General features: G+C 31.9%; 11 protein-coding genes and 1 tRNA gene. 10 read left to right on the plus strand and 2 right to left on the minus strand.

The window, feature by feature from the left end:
* Nucleotides 1–60 precede the first annotated feature (60 nt).
* From ACFSSB_RS00355 to ACFSSB_RS00365, 3 genes are all read left to right on the plus strand, one after another.
* Nucleotides 61–1,554: an alkaline phosphatase PhoX gene (locus tag ACFSSB_RS00355; protein WP_379899789.1), complete on the plus strand. Its 1,494-nt coding sequence runs from the start codon at nucleotides 61–63 to the stop codon at nucleotides 1,552–1,554.
* 99 nt (nucleotides 1,555–1,653) lie between these two features.
* Entirely contained in the window at nucleotides 1,654–3,375 is a 1,722-nt protein-coding gene (locus ACFSSB_RS00360) for a cytochrome-c peroxidase (protein WP_379899791.1), read from the plus strand.
* A gap of 188 nt (nucleotides 3,376–3,563) precedes the next feature.
* The gene (locus tag ACFSSB_RS00365) at nucleotides 3,564–3,923 is read left to right on the plus strand and encodes a hypothetical protein (protein WP_379899793.1); all 360 of its coding nucleotides are present in this window, start codon (nucleotides 3,564–3,566) and stop codon (nucleotides 3,921–3,923) included.
* Between the two features lie 480 nt (nucleotides 3,924–4,403).
* Here the strand turns inward: ACFSSB_RS00365 and ACFSSB_RS00370 are convergent.
* Nucleotides 4,404–4,488 (minus strand) — tRNA-Ser (locus tag ACFSSB_RS00370).
* A gap of 143 nt (nucleotides 4,489–4,631) precedes the next feature.
* The gene (locus tag ACFSSB_RS00375) at nucleotides 4,632–6,140 is read right to left on the minus strand and encodes a succinate CoA transferase (RefSeq protein WP_379899795.1); all 1,509 of its coding nucleotides are present in this window, start codon (nucleotides 6,138–6,140) and stop codon (nucleotides 4,632–4,634) included.
* A gap of 179 nt (nucleotides 6,141–6,319) precedes the next feature.
* Between ACFSSB_RS00375 and ACFSSB_RS00380 the strand changes: the two genes are divergently transcribed.
* From ACFSSB_RS00380 to ACFSSB_RS00410, 7 genes are all read left to right on the plus strand, one after another.
* Nucleotides 6,320–7,126, plus strand: a complete 807-nt coding sequence (locus ACFSSB_RS00380) for a helix-turn-helix domain-containing protein (protein WP_379899797.1) — start codon at nucleotides 6,320–6,322, stop codon at nucleotides 7,124–7,126.
* A gap of 48 nt (nucleotides 7,127–7,174) precedes the next feature.
* A complete protein-coding gene (locus tag ACFSSB_RS00385; RefSeq protein WP_379899799.1) occupies nucleotides 7,175–7,807 on the plus strand; it encodes an NAD(P)H-dependent oxidoreductase in 633 nt (210 codons plus the stop codon).
* A 71-nt stretch (nucleotides 7,808–7,878) separates the two neighbouring features.
* Nucleotides 7,879–8,340, plus strand: coding sequence for a thioredoxin family protein (locus ACFSSB_RS00390; RefSeq protein WP_379899801.1), 462 nt, complete (start codon nucleotides 7,879–7,881; stop codon nucleotides 8,338–8,340).
* Between the two features lie 98 nt (nucleotides 8,341–8,438).
* Nucleotides 8,439–9,632 carry a DegT/DnrJ/EryC1/StrS family aminotransferase gene (locus ACFSSB_RS00395; RefSeq protein ID WP_379899803.1) on the plus strand — a complete coding sequence of 398 codons (1,194 nt, stop codon included), beginning with the start codon at nucleotides 8,439–8,441 and terminating at the stop codon, nucleotides 9,630–9,632.
* A gap of 10 nt (nucleotides 9,633–9,642) precedes the next feature.
* The gene (locus ACFSSB_RS00400) at nucleotides 9,643–13,395 is read left to right on the plus strand and encodes a transglutaminase domain-containing protein (protein WP_379899805.1); all 3,753 of its coding nucleotides are present in this window, start codon (nucleotides 9,643–9,645) and stop codon (nucleotides 13,393–13,395) included.
* A 164-nt stretch (nucleotides 13,396–13,559) separates the two neighbouring features.
* A complete protein-coding gene (locus ACFSSB_RS00405; RefSeq protein WP_379899807.1) occupies nucleotides 13,560–13,712 on the plus strand; it encodes a hypothetical protein in 153 nt (50 codons plus the stop codon).
* Between the two features lie 38 nt (nucleotides 13,713–13,750).
* Nucleotides 13,751–17,641, plus strand: coding sequence for a two-component regulator propeller domain-containing protein (locus ACFSSB_RS00410; protein ID WP_379899809.1), 3,891 nt, complete (start codon nucleotides 13,751–13,753; stop codon nucleotides 17,639–17,641).
* Nucleotides 17,642–17,998: the final 357 nt, after the last annotated feature.

Raw genomic sequence — 17,998 nt, forward strand, 5'->3', positions numbered from 1 at the left:
TTGTAGCAGACTGAAAGTAGTTTTGTGGTCAGATTATAACCACTAAAAAATACTTAAACTATGAACAAAATTATTAAACTATTTTTATTAGCATTTGTTATCTCAGCATCAGCTGCGCTTGTTGTGAGCTGTGATGTTGAAGACGGAAAAGACGGCATTGATGGTGTAGACGGAGCAGACGGAAATTCTATTTCCGATTACTTATCGGCATCAAATACACCTGCTTTCCTTAAAGTTACCGATCAGTTTATTAACCTAAGAATTTCAACTCTTTTAAGTTCAGAAGATATCATTCCTAATACGCCTAACTTTATTTATGGGTCTATGGCAGATGGCGCTGGATTAATTAATAATGGCGATAACACATTTACTTTAATTAATAATATTGAAGCCGATTATTCTATTGCTAGAATTTTATTAAACGAAAACTTAAGACCTTATAGCGGTGAGTATATCTTAAACGCTACAGCAACGGCTGAAACAGCAATGTGTTCAGGAACTTTAGTAACTCCAGAAGAACATGGATTCGGACCATTATACCTTTCTGGTGGTGAATGGGGTGGAGCCTCTAAAGGGGTGTTTGTAACCGATCCTTATAAAAGTGCTGACGATGCGAGTACAGGAGAAACCTTAGCTGCTATGGGACAATGGTCTACAGAAAATGCAGTTCCTATCGGAAAAGACGCTTATCCAGATAAAACAGTGGTGTTTATTGGTGATGATCATGCTGACAACTCGGTGCCTTCTGGTCAATTAGGAATGTATGTTGGTAATCGTGGTGATCTGTATGGAGGTCAGTTATACGGATTAAAAGTGACAACTCCAGGTGTTGATTTTGAAATGGATATGCAAGAAGGAATGTCTTACAGTGCAGAATTTGTGCAGTTAGATGAAACCGAAATAAACGCTTTAGATGCAGAAGCAAAAACCAAAGGTGTTATGGGATTCTCTAGATTAGAAGATATCGATTGGAGAAGAGGTTCTGCAGCCAACCAAAGAGAAATCTATTTCTGTGTAACAGGTCGTATCTCTGCAAGTTTAGCAGGAAAAGGGTCTGCTTTAGGTCGTGTGTATAAAGTAACCTTAAATGAAACTGATCCAACAGGTCCAGCAACCATTACTTGTGTTTTAGATGGAGATATTGTTGGTGGTGTAGCAGAAGGATTCCATTCTCCAGATAATATTTTAGTGACTGAAAACTATGCCTACATTCAAGAAGATCCTAACGGATATTTAGATACTTCAGTTAATGGTTACGCTAAGCTTTACCAGTACAACTTAAATACAGGAGAATTAAAAACAGTTTTAGAAGCAGACCAAGCTAGAGCAGAAAGCTTAGGTTATGGTTCAACATCAAGAACTTGGGAGATTACAGGGATGATTGATGTTACCGACGTGGTAAACAATGGAGAGAATACCTTCTTAGTGATGACACAAAACCATGGCTGGGAACCTGCTGACGGAACATCTTTTACAGATCCATTAGCAAACCCTAACTTGTCTAATACTAAAGAAGGTTCCATACTTTACCTTATTAAAGGTTTAGATAGATAATAAGATAACAGCATGAATAAGAACATATTTGTGAAAGCAAAGGCATATACATTTAGTATATGTCTTTTGCTTTTCATTACGGTATCGTGTAAAAAGCAGATGGAACCTGTAAATAAGGATACAACTAATGAAAAAATAGCTTCGTTTTATCTTTCAGAATTAGAACAGTGTATTGCATTTTTAGATTCCATTTCAACGTTTCAAAAAGCCGAAGAGCGCATCGCTTTTTATAAAAAAGCACGCAAACACTTTAAAACCATGGAGCCTATAATGGCTGCTATAGATAAAAACAATTTTAAATCCTTGAACGCTCCAAACATCTTACAAGTTCAGGAAGAAGACTTAACAGATGTGAAAATTAGAAACCCATTTGGTTTTCAGGTCATTGAAGAGTTGTTACATGAGGATGAAGGAGGTGCTGAGGTATTGCAGAATGCTATAACAGTTACTTCAAATCGTTTAAAGTTGTTGCAAAGTAATACACACGTTCAGTTGAAAGATTATCATCTTATTTGGTTGATTAGAGATCAAATCCTTAGAACGGCAGCAACAGGTATTACAGGGTTCGATTCTCCTGTTTTAGGACAAGCATTAACCGAAAGTCGATATACCACACAAACCCTTATAACCTTACTAGAGCTATGTAAGGATAAGTTTCGTACAGTACAAATTTATGAAGATTTAAGAGCGTCCTTTAAAAACGGAATTGCGGCTCTAAATGCCGATTTTGATACTTTTGATCGTTATAGTTTTATTAAAAATTACACCGATCCGCAATTAAAATTATTGGTAAAAACTCAGGAAGATTGGAAGGTGAATTTTCCTTTTGAAATGGCTGTTTCTAATACAGCGACCTCTTTTTTTGGAGCCAATACACTTAATGTTCTCTATTTTTCAGACTATAAGAGTGATACACTTCATCTAAAACAGAAAGAAGCTTTTGGGAAAGCGCTATTTAATGACAAATCATTATCCAGGAATAAGGATATGGCTTGCGCTAGTTGCCATTTAGAAGCAAAGGCATTTACAGATGGTAGAAAGACTTTTGATGCAAGACAAGTTAGAAATTCACCAACACTAACTTATAGTGCCTATCAGCAGTCCTTTTTTATGGACGGACGCGCAGGAAGTTTAGAAGGGCAGGTTGTAGGTGTCGCTGAAAATCATAATGAATTTAATTTACCAATGGATTCTATCGTTGGACGTGTTTTAAAGAATCCTGCATACAAAACAGCGATAGACAGTTTATATGGCAGCAAACGTATGGATTTTAATATCAGACATGCCATTGCAAGTTATGTGCGTAGTTTAAATGCTTTCAACTCCAAATTGGATAGAAATATCCAAGGTGTCGAGACGTCTTTAACTGCTGAAGAAAAGCAAGGTTTTAATTTATTTATGGGTAAGGCAGCTTGTGCTACTTGTCACTTTCCGCCTTTATTTAATGGTACGGTTCCACCACATTATAATGATACCGAAGTAGAGTTGCTTGGAGTACCTGAGAAAAAGGATACTATAAACGCAATGATTAGTGATGATTTAGGACGTTATAATGTTTTCAAAACCTTTCAAAGAAAACACTTTTTTAAAACCCCTACAGTTAGAAATAGTGAGGTTACCGGACCTTACATGCATAATGGCGTGTATGACACCTTAGAGGAGGTGGTCGATTTTTATAATCGTGGCGGAGGAAAAGGAATTGGCATTCATGAAGAATTTCAAACCTTACCCTTTGATGCATTAGATTTAAGTAAAGCAGAACAAGAAAGTATAGTCGCTTTTATGAAAACCCTAACCGATGCTGATTTTGTAGAAAAATAAGTCAGCAATTAGCAATTTTATTAGGAAGGCGGCATCGCTTCATATCACGTTATACAAGTGGTGTGAAGCGATTTGTTTTTAGTACTATCGTTGTTTTTTTTGGGGTTGGTAAGATTACACAGATTAATTACTTTTGGCTAGAGATACTTAGTAAGACTAACTTATAAAGGATATAGACTAAAAAACATATGACCATAAACGAATTACCAGGTACTTACAATGTTATTGGAAGCAATCAAGATGAAAACGGCATCGCTTACAAAGGTGTATTAGAATTAACCTTAAATGAGCAACGAAGAATACGAGCAAAATGGCTTATTAATAATAGTCAAGAACAGTTAGGTACTGGTTTTTTTAAAGATAATATTTTGGTGATTAATTTTAATTATCAAGGCGACGACGATAAAACATATAAAGGAGTAGTAGTGTATAAATGCATAACAAAAGATGTTTTAGAAGGCTTTTGGTCAGAAAAACATGGTAATCCATTATTTCTAGGAGAAGAACGTTGTTTTAGAGTAGGAACGCAACGAGAATTGGTGCATTAAAATTTGAAATATTTTAATATATAAGCTCAAGCCGCCATCGCACTTGCCAATCCGACAAGGTCAAAACCAACTATTTTCAGAAATAGTGAGCACTAATCCATGTTAAAAAGAAAATCAAGGATTGAAAAAACACACTCCATTAACACTTCAAAACTTAATGTAGTAGCGAATGGTACTTTGGTAAATGCGTAGCATTCACGAATTCCTATTTAAACAATAAGAAACCATGAGTAACTCCTAATATATCATTTTGACTCTTTGGTAGTTTGTGCTAAGCGCAATCAAAGGGTTTTGTGTCAAGAACTGCGTAGCACATCATTTGTTTTTAAAACACCAAACAAAGCAATCATATGGATGGATATTCTATATATACTTCCGGTTTTTATCCTATAAATTTTCAGGTATGTAAATAGTAAAGAAAGGATTCCGCTTTATATAAAAAAAAGAAACCCTTACAATCTAAAGATTATAAGGGTTTTGCGGAGAAAGAGGGATTCGAACCCCCGGAGGTGTGACCCTCAACAGTTTTCAAGACTGCCGCATTCGACCACTCTGCCATTTCTCCTTGAGTGCCTCATCGGGTATTCCCCAAATGCGAGTGCAAATATATAAACAATTCTTTAAAAAAAAATGATTTTTGAAAAAAAATATCAGATTATTTTTATTTTATTTTTAAAGCCTTGATTAGCACGTTTTTATTTTTTCAATTTAAACAGTCGTATTTGCAAATGTTTCCATTTTCATTGTTCCGTGTGCCTTAAATTCCTCATGCCAGCTAAAAGCATTTTTAAGAATATGTGGTGTATGTCCTCCTAATTGGTATGCTTCTTCAAAATACTGAAGTAGTTGTTCTCTATAGTCAGGGTGTACACAGTTTTTAATAATCACTCTAGCTCTTTCTACAGGAGCTAATCCTCTAATGTCTGCTAAACCTTGTTCAGTAACTAAAACATCTACATCATGCTCTGTATGGTCTGTATGTGATACCATAGGTACAATATGCGAAATACGACCTTCTTTAGACATAGACGGACAAGCAAAAATGCTTAAATATCCGTTTCTTGCAAAATCACCAGAACCTCCAATACCATTCATCATCTTTGTTCCTGTGATATGCGTAGAGTTCACATTACCATAAATATCAAACTCAATAGCAGTATTAATACCAATAACTCCTAAACGACTAATAACTTCTGCTGCATTACTAATGTTTTGTGGTCTTAATAGTAATTTGCTCTTGTATTTTTCAAAATCATTAAAAATCTTATCCGAGCAGGATTGGGTAACTGTTATAGAAGATGCCGAAGCAAATAATAGTTTTCCGGAGTCAATAAGATCAAAAGTACTGTCTTGCAATACTTCAGAGTACATGGTTAGGTTTTTAAATCTACTATTGGTAAAACCAGATAAAATAGCATTTGCTGTTTTTCCTATTCCTGCTTGTAAAGGTAAAAGAGACTCCGTTAGTCTTCCTTCATCCACTTCCTTTTCTAAAAAGCTAAGAATGTGTTTTGAAATCGCTTCCGTTTTTTCATCTGGAGCAGAAATAACAGCTGGACTATCTGGTATTTCGGTATAAACAATAGCTGCTACTTTTTCCGGATTCACTTTTATAAAAGAATCTCCTATTCTAGTGTCAGAGTTTAATATTGGAATAATTTCTCTATGTGGTTGTTTTTTTAATAGCTTAATATCATGAATTCCTGCAAGACTCTCAGGGAAACTTGTATTTACTTCTATGATTACTTTATCGGCTTTTTCTACAAAAATAGGAGAGTTTCCAACAGAAGTAGTAGGTACAATATAACCATCTTCTGTAATAGATACCGCTTCAATAATAGCAACATCAATTTTAAAGCTATCAATTTTTTGTAGCATATCTGCCGTTTGTCCTAAATGTTGATCTACATATAATACCTCATGATTATTAATGCTTTTTCTTAAGGTAGCATCTGCTTGAAATGGCATTCTTTTTTGTAATGCTCCATTTTTTGCCAAGTTAGCATCTGTATCATACCCTAAAGAAGCTCCACTTAATACGGTTACTTTTAATTCTTCATGCAGCGCTCTTTCTGCTACTTTAGGCAATACAGCTTTACTGTCTCCTGCTTTTGTGAAACCACTTACACCTAAAATATGATGATTTTTAATAAGTAAAGAGGCTTTTTCTGCAGACTGTACTTTATCTTTATAAGGAGCGTATTTAATTCTGTGCATATGAATATCTATTTAGTAATATTAGGGTTAAAAATTTTTCTATTTCATTAAAATTTGCAGTCTAATTGTGTTATTAATAAAATAGATTGGCAATTTATGCAAGATATTTAATGTCTATTTATTAAAATAAGACAATATTTTATTAATTTAGTGCATTGAATATTATCCTTATAAATATAATGAATAGTAAGTATTATTTAACCGAAGTAGATAAGAATCCGCAAAGTATTTTTTGCTACCATAATTTAAGAGGAGAAACATTTGTTGAGCCTCATAGTCATGACAAAGGACAATTTCTATATACCGAAGGTGGTGTAGTACACGTTAAAACAGATACTAGAATGTATTATTTACCTGCAAGACATTATATGTGGATTCCTCCAGGAGTAAGGCATGCTATTTACCCAAGTTCTCCAAAAGTGATAATGAAAAATTTATATTTTCCTATGATTGTAAATGCTTCTGGGTTCTATAAAAAAGAAGGTATTTATCCTATTAATAACTTATTAATAGAAATGTTGTTATACACTAAAAACTGGAATGGAGATATAACAAAATCTCAAAGAAATAAATATGCTATTGTCTATGCTTTTAAAGCGCTTTTAGAGCAAACCGTTTCAAAATCTTTACATTTAGAATTGCCACATCCTACAGATGGTAGATTAATACAAATAATAAAATACCTCACAGATAATATTCATAAAGAACATTTACTACCTAAACTAGCATCTAATTTTAGTATGACAGATAAATCCTTATATCGTTTGTTTAAAAAAGATTTAGGCATGTCATTTATTAAGTATTATACCCAATTACGAATTTTTAAATCTCTAGAGTATTTAATGAATTCAGATTACAATATTTCTGAAATAGCAAGTATGGTTGGCTATAGTAGCTTACCAACATTTAGCAATACCTTTGCTAAGGTTCTAGGAAAAAGACCTTCGGAGTACAGAAAAACGAATGAGATTTACTTAGAAGCTTAAAAGAGAGTCCTCTCAAAAATGTATCTTTGCAGATATAAATAAAGGAAGTTGAAAATAATAGAAAAATTGAATTGGCGTTATGCTACCAAATTGTTTGATAGCACAACTATTCTTACCGAAGATAAAATACAAACATTAACAGAGGCATTTAATTTAACAGCCACTTCTTATGGGTTACAACCCATTAAATTAATGGTTATTCAAAATAAAGAATTGCAACAAGAGTTAACCCTTCATGCTATGAATCAAAAGCAAGTAGGGCAAGCATCACACCTCTTGGTATTTTGTATTCAAACTGAAATTAATAAACATTTTGTAAAAGAATATTTTGATCGCGTATATGCTATTAGAAAAACCCCAAAAGATATTCTTAAACCATTTGAGAATTTTTTAATTGAAGATTTTGAAAATAAATCGCAAAAAGACATTGAAGTTTGGGCTACCAATCAAGCATATTTAGCACTAGGAAACTTAATGACTGTTTGTGCTGTGGAAGGTATTGATGCTTGCCCTATGGAAGGATTTGATGCTGCAAAATATGATGAGGTTTTACATTTAAAAGAAAAAGGCTTAAAATCGGTGTTAATTATGCCTATTGGTTATAGAGCAAAAGACGACATGTTTGCCGATTTAAAAAAAGTAAGAAAAGAGATGGCAGAATCTGTAATTATGCACAAGTAATAAACTGGCAAGATTGTTGTTCTATTAAAAAAATAAATACATTTGTATAATTCACAATAGCATACAAAATAATGAAAAACCTAATTTTTATATTCGCTTTTGCTATAGCAAGTAGCGTTTTTTCTCAAGAAGAAGAGGTTTCTAACCTTAATTGGTTAACAGATATAGAGGAAGCAAAATCTATTTCATCAAAAGAAAAAAAACCTATTTTAATGTATTTTACAGGTAGTGATTGGTGCTCACCTTGTAAAATGTTAAAAGAAGATTTTTTTAATACGCTAAAGTTTGAAGAAAAAGCCAAAAGTATGGTGCTTTTAATGGTAGATATTCCAAGACGAATAGATGTCATTTCGGTAGAACAAAAAGAAAAAAATAAAACATTAGTAAAAAAGTATAATAAAAAAGGAGGCTACCCTAATTTAGTAGCGCTTAACGAAAAAGGAAAAGTCATAGCAGAACTTTCTGGATATACCTTTTTACGTGAAACCGATAGACATTATGCTTTTATAGATTCTATATTAGAGAATTATTAATAAAATAAATAGTATGTAAAAGCGTCAAAACTATTGGTTTTGACGCTTTTTTTATTCGTAAGATTAATTGTAAATTTGAAAACTAACCCTATTGAAATATGCCTGGATTTGAACTCTTTGGAGATAAAGAACGTAAAGAAGTAAATGATGTACTAGAAAGCGGAGTACTTATGCGCTATGGTTTTGATGCCATGCGAAATGGACATTGGAAAGCCAAAGAGCTAGAGCAAGCCTTACAAGATAAACTTCAAGTACAACACGCGCAATTAGTTTCTAGTGGTACAGCTGCTGTTTCTATTGCATTAGCTGCAGCAGGAATTGGAGCAGGAGATGAGGTAATTATGCCTACTTTTACATTTGTTGCAAGTTTTGAAGCTATTATGATGCTTGGTGCTGTTCCGGTTTTGGTAGATATAGATGATACACTTACCCTAAACCCAGAGGCTGTAAAAAAAGCTATTACTCCAAATACAAAAGCAATCATGCCTGTTCATATGTGTGGTAGTATGGCTAATTTAGATGCTTTAAAAGATATTTGTAATGCTAACGATTTAATTTTAATTGAAGATTCGTCACAAGCAACAGGTGCTACCTATAAAGGAAAACCTCTTGGTAGTATTGGTGATTTTGGTTGCCTATCTTTAGATTTTGTAAAAATAATTACTGCAGGTGAAGGTGGTGCAGTGCTTACTAATAATCCTAAATACGCCATGCATGCAGATCATTATAGTGATCATGGACATGACCATAAAGGAAACGATAGAGGAGCAGAAACGCACCCTTTTTTAGGATATAACTTTAGAATTTCTGAGCTACATGCTGCTGTTGGTTTAGCACAAATCAATAGATTAGATGAGTTTGTTGCTATTCAAAAGAAAAACTATACCATACTTCGTGATGCTTTAGCGCAAATACCAGAAATTACTTTTAGAACTGTTCCAGATGGTGGTGTAGAAAGCTATTCGTTTTTAAGTTTCTTTTTACCAGATCTAGAAACTACCAGAAAAGCTTCAGCAGCATTAAAAGAAAATGGTATTGATGCTTGTTTTCATTACTATGACAACCAATGGCATTATATAAGAAAATGGCAACATCTTAAAGATTTAAAAACACTGTATCCTGTTTCTCAAGAAGTAAAAAATGGACTAAAATATTTAGAAACAGCAGACTATTCAAAATCAGATGCATTAATTGCTAAAAATATTTCTTGTTTAATAAAACTTTCGTGGACAGAAGAAGAAGTGAAAATGCGAGCAGAAAAAATGGTTGCAGCTATTAAATCTATACTATAAAACCCCAAATATGAAAAAAGTACTTTTTACAATTACCTTATTATTTTTATGCGTTTTTTCTACCTTTTCTCAAAATAAACAAGACAAGTTTTGGGACTTATTACTTAGTAATAAGCGTGCAGAAGCTGCCAGCCAATTAAAAAAAATAAATGTAAAATCTAGCATAGAAACGCTAGCTTTAAATGAGCTCTTACGTGTAGAACAAGGAAAACTTACTGCAAATAAGGCTTTTTTAAGTGCTTTTTTAAAACAACCAGAATTTGAAAATTATTTATACGCATTCTGGAATGAGCCTTTTGTTTTTGATGCGTACCTAGAAACAGGTTTTAGCCCAAAAAACATAAGTAATATAGAGCAGGTATATGCAAGCAATTTAAAAAACAGAAGTATTAAAGATGCTATGCATTATCTTAATGCTGTAGTAAAAAGACACCAAGGAGATTGGGATGCTTATTTTGAACTAAATAATAAAATTAATGCCATTACTAATTGGCAATATTGTGGTGTTTTTGAAAATTTAAATGATAGTGGTTTAGATAAAATTTACGACCCAGAAAAAATAGCACAAAGTGAAACTCCTTTTGATGCTGGAAGTAACGGATTTGTAAATTGGTATACCGCAAATACAGAAAAAGAACCTTATCAGTTTTTTACAAACCACGCAGAGTTTGGTGCAGGAGTACATTATGCACAAACCTTTATACATGCAGCACAAGAAAAACGTGTGTTATTGCGTATTGGTAATGGTTCGGCTTTTAAAGTATGGTTAAATGATGTTCTTGTTTATGAAAACGCAGAAGACCAAACTACAGAGTTAGATGCTTATCAAGTTCATATAACTGTTCCTGCTGGAGAAAATAGATTGCTAATTAAAAATGCTGAAAATTCTGCAGTTAGCTACTTTATGGTTTCGGTTATGGAAAACGATAAAGCTGTGGAAGGGTTTACCTATTCTTCAGAATATAAAGCATATAATAAAAGTACTTTAGCACAAATTAATCCGGAAGTACTAACCAATTCTTTTGAAGATTTTTTCATAAAAAAGAAAGAAGAAAATCCTAATAATTTCTTTTATGACTATTGTTTAATCAGTACTTATTTAAGAAATGAAAAGTATAAAGAAGCTAAAGAGGTACTAATGCCTTGGGCTGAAAAATATCCTAAAAGTTCTTTAATTCGTAAAATTCTTATTGAAATTTATGGTGTAGAAGAAGATTATACCTCTATTAATGAGATTACCGAAAACATGGAAAGGGATGATGAAGACTACTATTTACCATTGGTATTAAAAATTATTGATACAGATGCTTTAAGTAGAATGACAATGAGTGAGTTTGAAACCTTCTTAAATAAATTTAAAAACTCTGTAGATTTAAACCTTTTTAATCTTACTGCAGATTTCTACCTAAATGCTAGAAAAGAAAACAAAAAAGGACTGAAAAAGAATTTAGACGATTTAATTGATGAAGCTAAAGGAAATACAAGACTACTTTTGCGTTACGCTCCTTTGTATGCTGCTCTTTATGATGATGATGATACAACCATAAAAATATTAGAAGACATAAATAAAAACTATTCTATTACGCAAGCATCAAAATCACTTTCTTATTATTACGATAAAAAAGGAAGAAAAGAAGATGCTATTAACGTGTTGTATCAAGATTATGACAATTTAAAAAACGACAACTACTACTTACAAACAATTATAGAAAAGCTACAAAGCTATGATAAGTACAAAGAGTCTATTGCGTATATAGCAGAAGGCTTAAATAATTTCCCGCATTCTTTTACAATGCTAGAGTATAAAGGGGATGCATTGCTGCAATTAAATAAAAAGAAAGAAGCTATTGCTGCCTATGAAGCGTCGTTAAAATACAATAGTGCACATACTAGCTTACGTAAAAAAATCAGCGATTTAAAAGAAGAAAAAAATAGAATTGATGATTTAATTCCAGAAAAAGTATACCAATTTATTGCAGATAATAAAGGAGTAATACCTTCAAACAATTATGGTTATAATGTATTGCTAGATGATGGTAATATTGAGTTGTATGAAGAAGGTGGAGGTAAATATAGATTTGTTCTAGTGTATGAAATTACTTCAGATAGTGGTGTAGAGCGTTTTAAAGAATATAATTTAGGCCTTTCTGGTGATTATAATATTAGTAAATCTGAAATTGTTAAAGATAATGGTAGTGTAGTTCCTGCAGATAGAAGTGGCTCTAGTTTGGTTTTTAACGGTTTAACTGTAGGAGATGTTATTCATTTAGACTATCAAAATACATTTTCTAACGTAGGAAGGTTTTATAAAGACTATGTAGACTATTTTCAAATGGATAGTTTTCATCCTATAAAACAATCTAGCGTACAAATACTAGTGCCAAAATCCTTAAACTTTAATCAACAAGTAATTAATGGAACTTTAGATTTTAGTACCAAAGAAGTAGAGGACTATACGTTATATACATGGAATTTAAACGATAGTGCAGGTTTATCACAAGACGAAAATTATATGCCAGCTACTGTAGATGTAGCAAGAGGTATTCATATTAGTACTATTGGTAGCTGGAATGATATTGCGGTGTGGTATTCAGACCTTGTACGTTCTAGAATAGAAATTAACGCTACAGTGCAAAAAGTTTTTGATACGCTTTTTCCTAATGGTTATAAAACACTAAGCGAAACAGAAAGAGCAGAAACTATTTATAAGTATATAACAGGCAATTTTACCTATAGTTATGTGAGTTTTAGACAAAGTGGTTATGTGCCACAAAAACCTTCAAAAACTATTAATACAGCTTTAGGAGATTGTAAAGATTTTTCTACGCTGTTTGTTACATTAGCAAGAATGGCAGATTTAGATGCTAATTTGGTGCTTATTTTAACTTCAGATTATGGTGAGCAATCTTTAGTATTACCTAGTCAAGATTTTAACCATTGTATTGCAAAAGTAAAACTAGATGGTAAAGATCAATTTCTAGAATTAACAGATAAATACATGCCTTTTAAGGCGTTACCACGTTCTTTATATCTAGCAACAGGATTAGAGATACCTTATGAAACTACTAATACTACTAAAAAATATGAATTGTTTCAGTTAAAAGATGTACAAAGAACTCCTGCTGTTTTTTCTAATAAAGTAGATGTAAAAGTGACTCCAGAAAACTTAAAATTAGTTGTAGATACAGAGTTTACAGGTCATGTAGCATCGTATTACGAAAGCCTTTTTGCTGAACCAAACCAAGAAGTGCTTAAAAATTCTATTTATGATGATTATAATGCAAGAATAGAAGAGGACTTTGTACTAAACAACCTTACAAGTGTAAAAAGAGTAGCAGATGCTAAAGCTGTAAATTACATTGCAGATATTACTATTACTAATAAAATTAAAAAAATAGGATCTATTCAAATTATACAATTGCCAATAGTAGCAAATCCTTATACTAGCGGAATTATTAGTCATGAAACTAGAAACTATCCTATTAATTATGCAGATTATGAAAATGTAGACGAGTACAAAACAGCGTATACCATTACTATTGATGAAGAAAAGTCCTTTATTGAAATTCCACAAAACCATAAGCTTTCTTTTAAAGAGCATGTTTATGAAATAACGTATACCTTAGAAAAAAATAATGTGTTACATGTAAATATTCATGCTATTCCTTCATTAAAACCTATACATCCAGAAGATTATGAGGCTTTTAAAACGTTTGTAAAAACTATTTTAGATGCAGAAAACGAATTGATAGGCTTTAAATAAAGCTAAGTTTAAGTAGTATAAAAAGGAAGCTAAACAGCTTCCTTTTTTTGTTTTTTAGGTATGTTTTTTTGCTTTAATACGTAGCATTTATGGTGTGAAAATAGTGCGTCTTCCTTTTATATTTAAAAACGCTGTATCCTATTCCTGAAGAAGTAAAAAAAGGATTGAAATACTTAGAAGCTGCCGATTATTCAGTGTCCGACGATTTTATTGCTAGAAATATATCTTGTTTAATAAAATTATCTTGGACAGAAGAAGAAGTGAAACTTCGTGCCGAAAAAATGGTTGCAGCTATTACTTCCGTTATTAATAAATAATAAAATATTTTACTATATTAAGTGTTTAATGCGTGAGTATGAGATGCTTAAGGTTAATTTTGTTTTTTCTTTACCCTATTGTTGCTTTTTCACAAAGCAATAAGCAGGTTGCTTTTAGGGAATTAACCGTTTCCCAAGGACTCTCTCAAAATAGCGTTGTAAGTATCGCTCAAGATAGTTTGGGTTTTATGTGGTTTGCAACACAAGATGGCTTGAATAAATATGATGGTAGAGAGTTTACGCATTATGATATTCAGTTTGAAGATGTTACACGAGCTACTTTTAGTAAGTTAGGGAAAATTTACACGGATAAATATGGAACACTTTGGGTAATAAGTAATTCTGGAATTCTTCAAAAATATGAGAGTACAACTGATAGTTTTAAAATGTTTAATAGGTTTAAAAATTCCAGTGTTGTTTTTCAAAATAAAAATTTAGATTATTATATAGGCACCTACGGTAGTGGGATATTTAAAATTAGTAACCAAACAAAAGATACTACTCAAATACTCCATACAAAAGATAAATCGGTAGAGACTTACGATATTATTCAATATAAAAACCATCAATTGGCAGCAACTTCTAAAGGCGTTTTAAAAATGGAAGGGGATGCATACCATTTTGAACAAATTTCTGGTTTTGAAGACTCTAATTTTAGTGCTTTGGTTTCATCAATAAATGGTACCCTTTATTTAGGCAGTTTTAGCGATGGTTTATTTATTAAGAACCAGACAGACCCTACTTTTAAACAGTTTAAAGGCTTTTTAGGCGATGATTTACCAGCCAACCTAATGATACAGGATTTGTTAGTTGATAAATATCAAAAATTATGGGTAGCTACCTACGGACAAGGACTTTATATTATTGACTTTAATCAAAAAAACATTCAGCACTTTTTAGCTAATAAATACGATCCATATGCGCTACATTATAATGATGTTTTGTGTTTGTTTCAAGATTTTACAGGAACTATATGGCTTGGGACAGATGGTGCAGGATTGAGCTATTTTGATGAATACTTGGTGAAGTTTTATGTGCTTACTAATAATCAAATCCCTAAAAATGTTCATGTAGATGTAATTCGTGCTATTGCTGTTAATAATGAGGATATCTGGCTAGGAACTTCAGGGAAAGGGCTTACTAAGGTTAATACCAAAAAACAAGAATTTTTTACACTAACAGCTGATAATTCAAACTTAAAAGGAAACAGGATTATGAGTTTGTTGTATTATAATACCGATTTATGGATTGGTCATCAAACACACGGACTTCAAAAATTAACCAGAACAGGAAACATAATTTCTTTTTCAGAAACTGCATCGTTTACCATCTGGAAAATATATAAAGCTTCCAAAAACAGATTGTGGTTGTGTACTAGAAATAATGGCCTTATTTTATTTGATACAGAACAAGGAATTGTAAAACAGTTCAATCAGAAAAATTCAAATTTAACATCAAATAACATTCGTACCATTGAAAAAGGAGATTTAGATACCTTTTGGATTGGTACAGAAGACGCAGGCGTATTTAAATTGGATACTAAAACAGAGGAGATAGAAGATATTAAACTTGTTTTAAACCCTATTAAGTCATTGTATTTTAATACGAATAATCTTTGGATAGGAACTAATGGAAATGGTTTAATTAAGTATCAGATTTCTTCAAAAAAAGTCACTGTATATAACAAAGAACAAGGCCTACCTAATAATGTTATTTACGGAATATTACCAGATAACCAAGGGAATTTATGGTTGAGTTCTAATAAAGGAATTTCAAAATTCCATATGGAAAATCAAGAGGTTTCTTTAGAAAATTATAGTAATTACGACGGCTTACAAGCTTTTGAATTTAATACAGGTGCCTATTTTAAAGATGCTAATGGTACCTTATATTTTGGAGGTTTAGAAGGTTTGAACTGGTTTAATCCAAACCAATTAGAATTTAATCCTACAGAACCTAAAACAGTCATTACAAATTTTGAGGTTTTTAATAAAAAAAGAAAATTAAACAAGCATTTAGAATTAAAATACAACGAAAATACCATAACCTTTACCTTTTCCTCTTTACATTTTTCACAACCCGAAAGAAACCAATATAAATACCGATTAATTAATAATGATGAACAATGGATTTCTGCAGGAAACAATAATGTAGCACATTATACTAATTTACCTCCAAACCATTACCAGTTTCAGGTTATTTCAAGTAATTACGATGGTGTATGGAACAACACACCAGCCACGTATTCCTTTACTATTTTAGAGCCATGGTATGCTAATAATTTAGCTAAATTAATCTACGTATTGTTAGGGGTAATTCTTGTTTTAAGTCTTTATAATTACCTAAAATGGCGTTGGCATATTAAAAATCAACTGCATTTAGAGCATGAAAAAATACAGCGTTTAAAAAAATTAGATGAATTAAAAACCAAGCTATACACCAATATTTCTCATGAATTTAGAACACCACTAACACTAATTTTGGGTCCTATTGAGAACCAATTAGCAAAACCAGAACTTACTAAAAGAGATAAAAACGAGTTGTCTCTTGTTAAACAAAATGCCAATAGACTTTTAAAGCTTGTAGATCAGATGTTAGATTTGTCTATGTTAGACTCTGGACAGATAAAGCTAAAAGTATCTCAAGATAATTTAGGGGTTTTATTGCAACAAATTGTTAGTGCTTTTCAATATAAAGCTGAAAATAAGGAAATAAAAATAAACGCTAGAATAGAAAATTTAGAAGCAGTTTGGTTTGATAAAGATGTCATAGAAAAAGTGGTTACAAATATCTTGTCTAATGCAGTAAAATACGCACCAAATAAAAGTGATATTAAGTTTGATGCTATTAGGCAAGACAATATGCTTATTGTTTCTATAATTAACGAAACGGAGCAAGTAAGTAAAACCGATTTAAGTAAATTATTTCAACGTTTTTATCAAAATGATAAATTATCAGAAGGTGTAGGTGTTGGTTTAGCATTAGTTCGAGATCTGGTAGCTCTATCTAAAGGAACCATCATAGCTAACAATATTGAGGATGATAAAATTCAATTTACAATATCACTTCCAATTAGCAAATCTGCATTTAATGATGAAGATTTAATTTCAGAAGTCGTTGAAGTGAAACAATTGGAAAACGCTGAAGAAAAAGAAGTTACAATTACGCATAAACCAATTCTGCTAATTGTTGAAGACGATGCAGATATTCGATCTTTTATCGTTTCAACTTTTAAAGATGAATATCAAATTATAGAAGCTGAAAATGGAAAAATAGGAGAGGAAAAAGCACTATCTAAACTTCCCGATTTAATTATTAGCGATATTATGATGCCAGTACAAGATGGAATTGCTTTATGTTATAATATTAAAACCAACCAACTTACTAGCCATATTCCAATAATTTTGTTAACAGCAAAAGTTGGGGAAGAAAATGAGATTGAAGGAATTAAAACAGGAGCAGATGCTTACGTTACGAAACCTTTTTCTAGCGAAAAACTTAAAATTAGAGTTGAAAAACTGATTGAAAACAGACAGAAAATTAAAAAGCATTTTAGTAAAACGTTTCAAATTAATCCAGAATTAGCAATTACTTCTACAGAAAGTGATTTTCTAAATAGACTGCAATCGGTTTTAAATAAACACATCACCAATCCAGAGTTTAATAGTGAGGCTTTTAGTAAGCATATGCAAATTAGTAGAACACAACTTCACCGAAAATTAAAAGCAATTACTGAAATGTCTACAAGCGAGTTTATACATTCTCAGCGATTAAAATTGGCAACGCAACTTTTAAAAAAGAGTGATGCCACAATAGCAGAAATTGCATACCAAGTTGGTTATAATTCACCATCATACTTCAATAAATGTTTTAAAGAGGTTTATGGTTGTACTCCAAATGAATTCCTTTCAAACTCCGAAATAAAATAGGGGTTTTATTCTATTTGAAACATATTTTATATGCTTTGAAACATATCTTGTATTCAAACAGAATTCCTATGTCTAGCTTTACTTGTCTGTAAATTAATTCCATATGAATAGCAATGGAATAGCACAAAAATAGATGCGGAAGACAAAATTTATTCTACATCAACCCTCTTAAAAATGGACCATAAGGATTAGAAATCTTACTCAAAAATAAAGTCGTAAAGTAGGTTACGATTATACAAGCTATGTAGTGTATAGATTTCTAATTTTTATTAAAAAGAGGCCAAGTATATACTATTGTGTAGCAACTATATCATTTTAAGAAGCAGACTACTTGATTTTCCTAAGCTGCTGATTGTT

Origin of the sequence: Lacinutrix gracilariae, from assembly GCF_042684485.1 — a bacterium.
GTDB lineage: Bacteria > Bacteroidota > Bacteroidia > Flavobacteriales > Flavobacteriaceae > Oceanihabitans > Oceanihabitans gracilariae.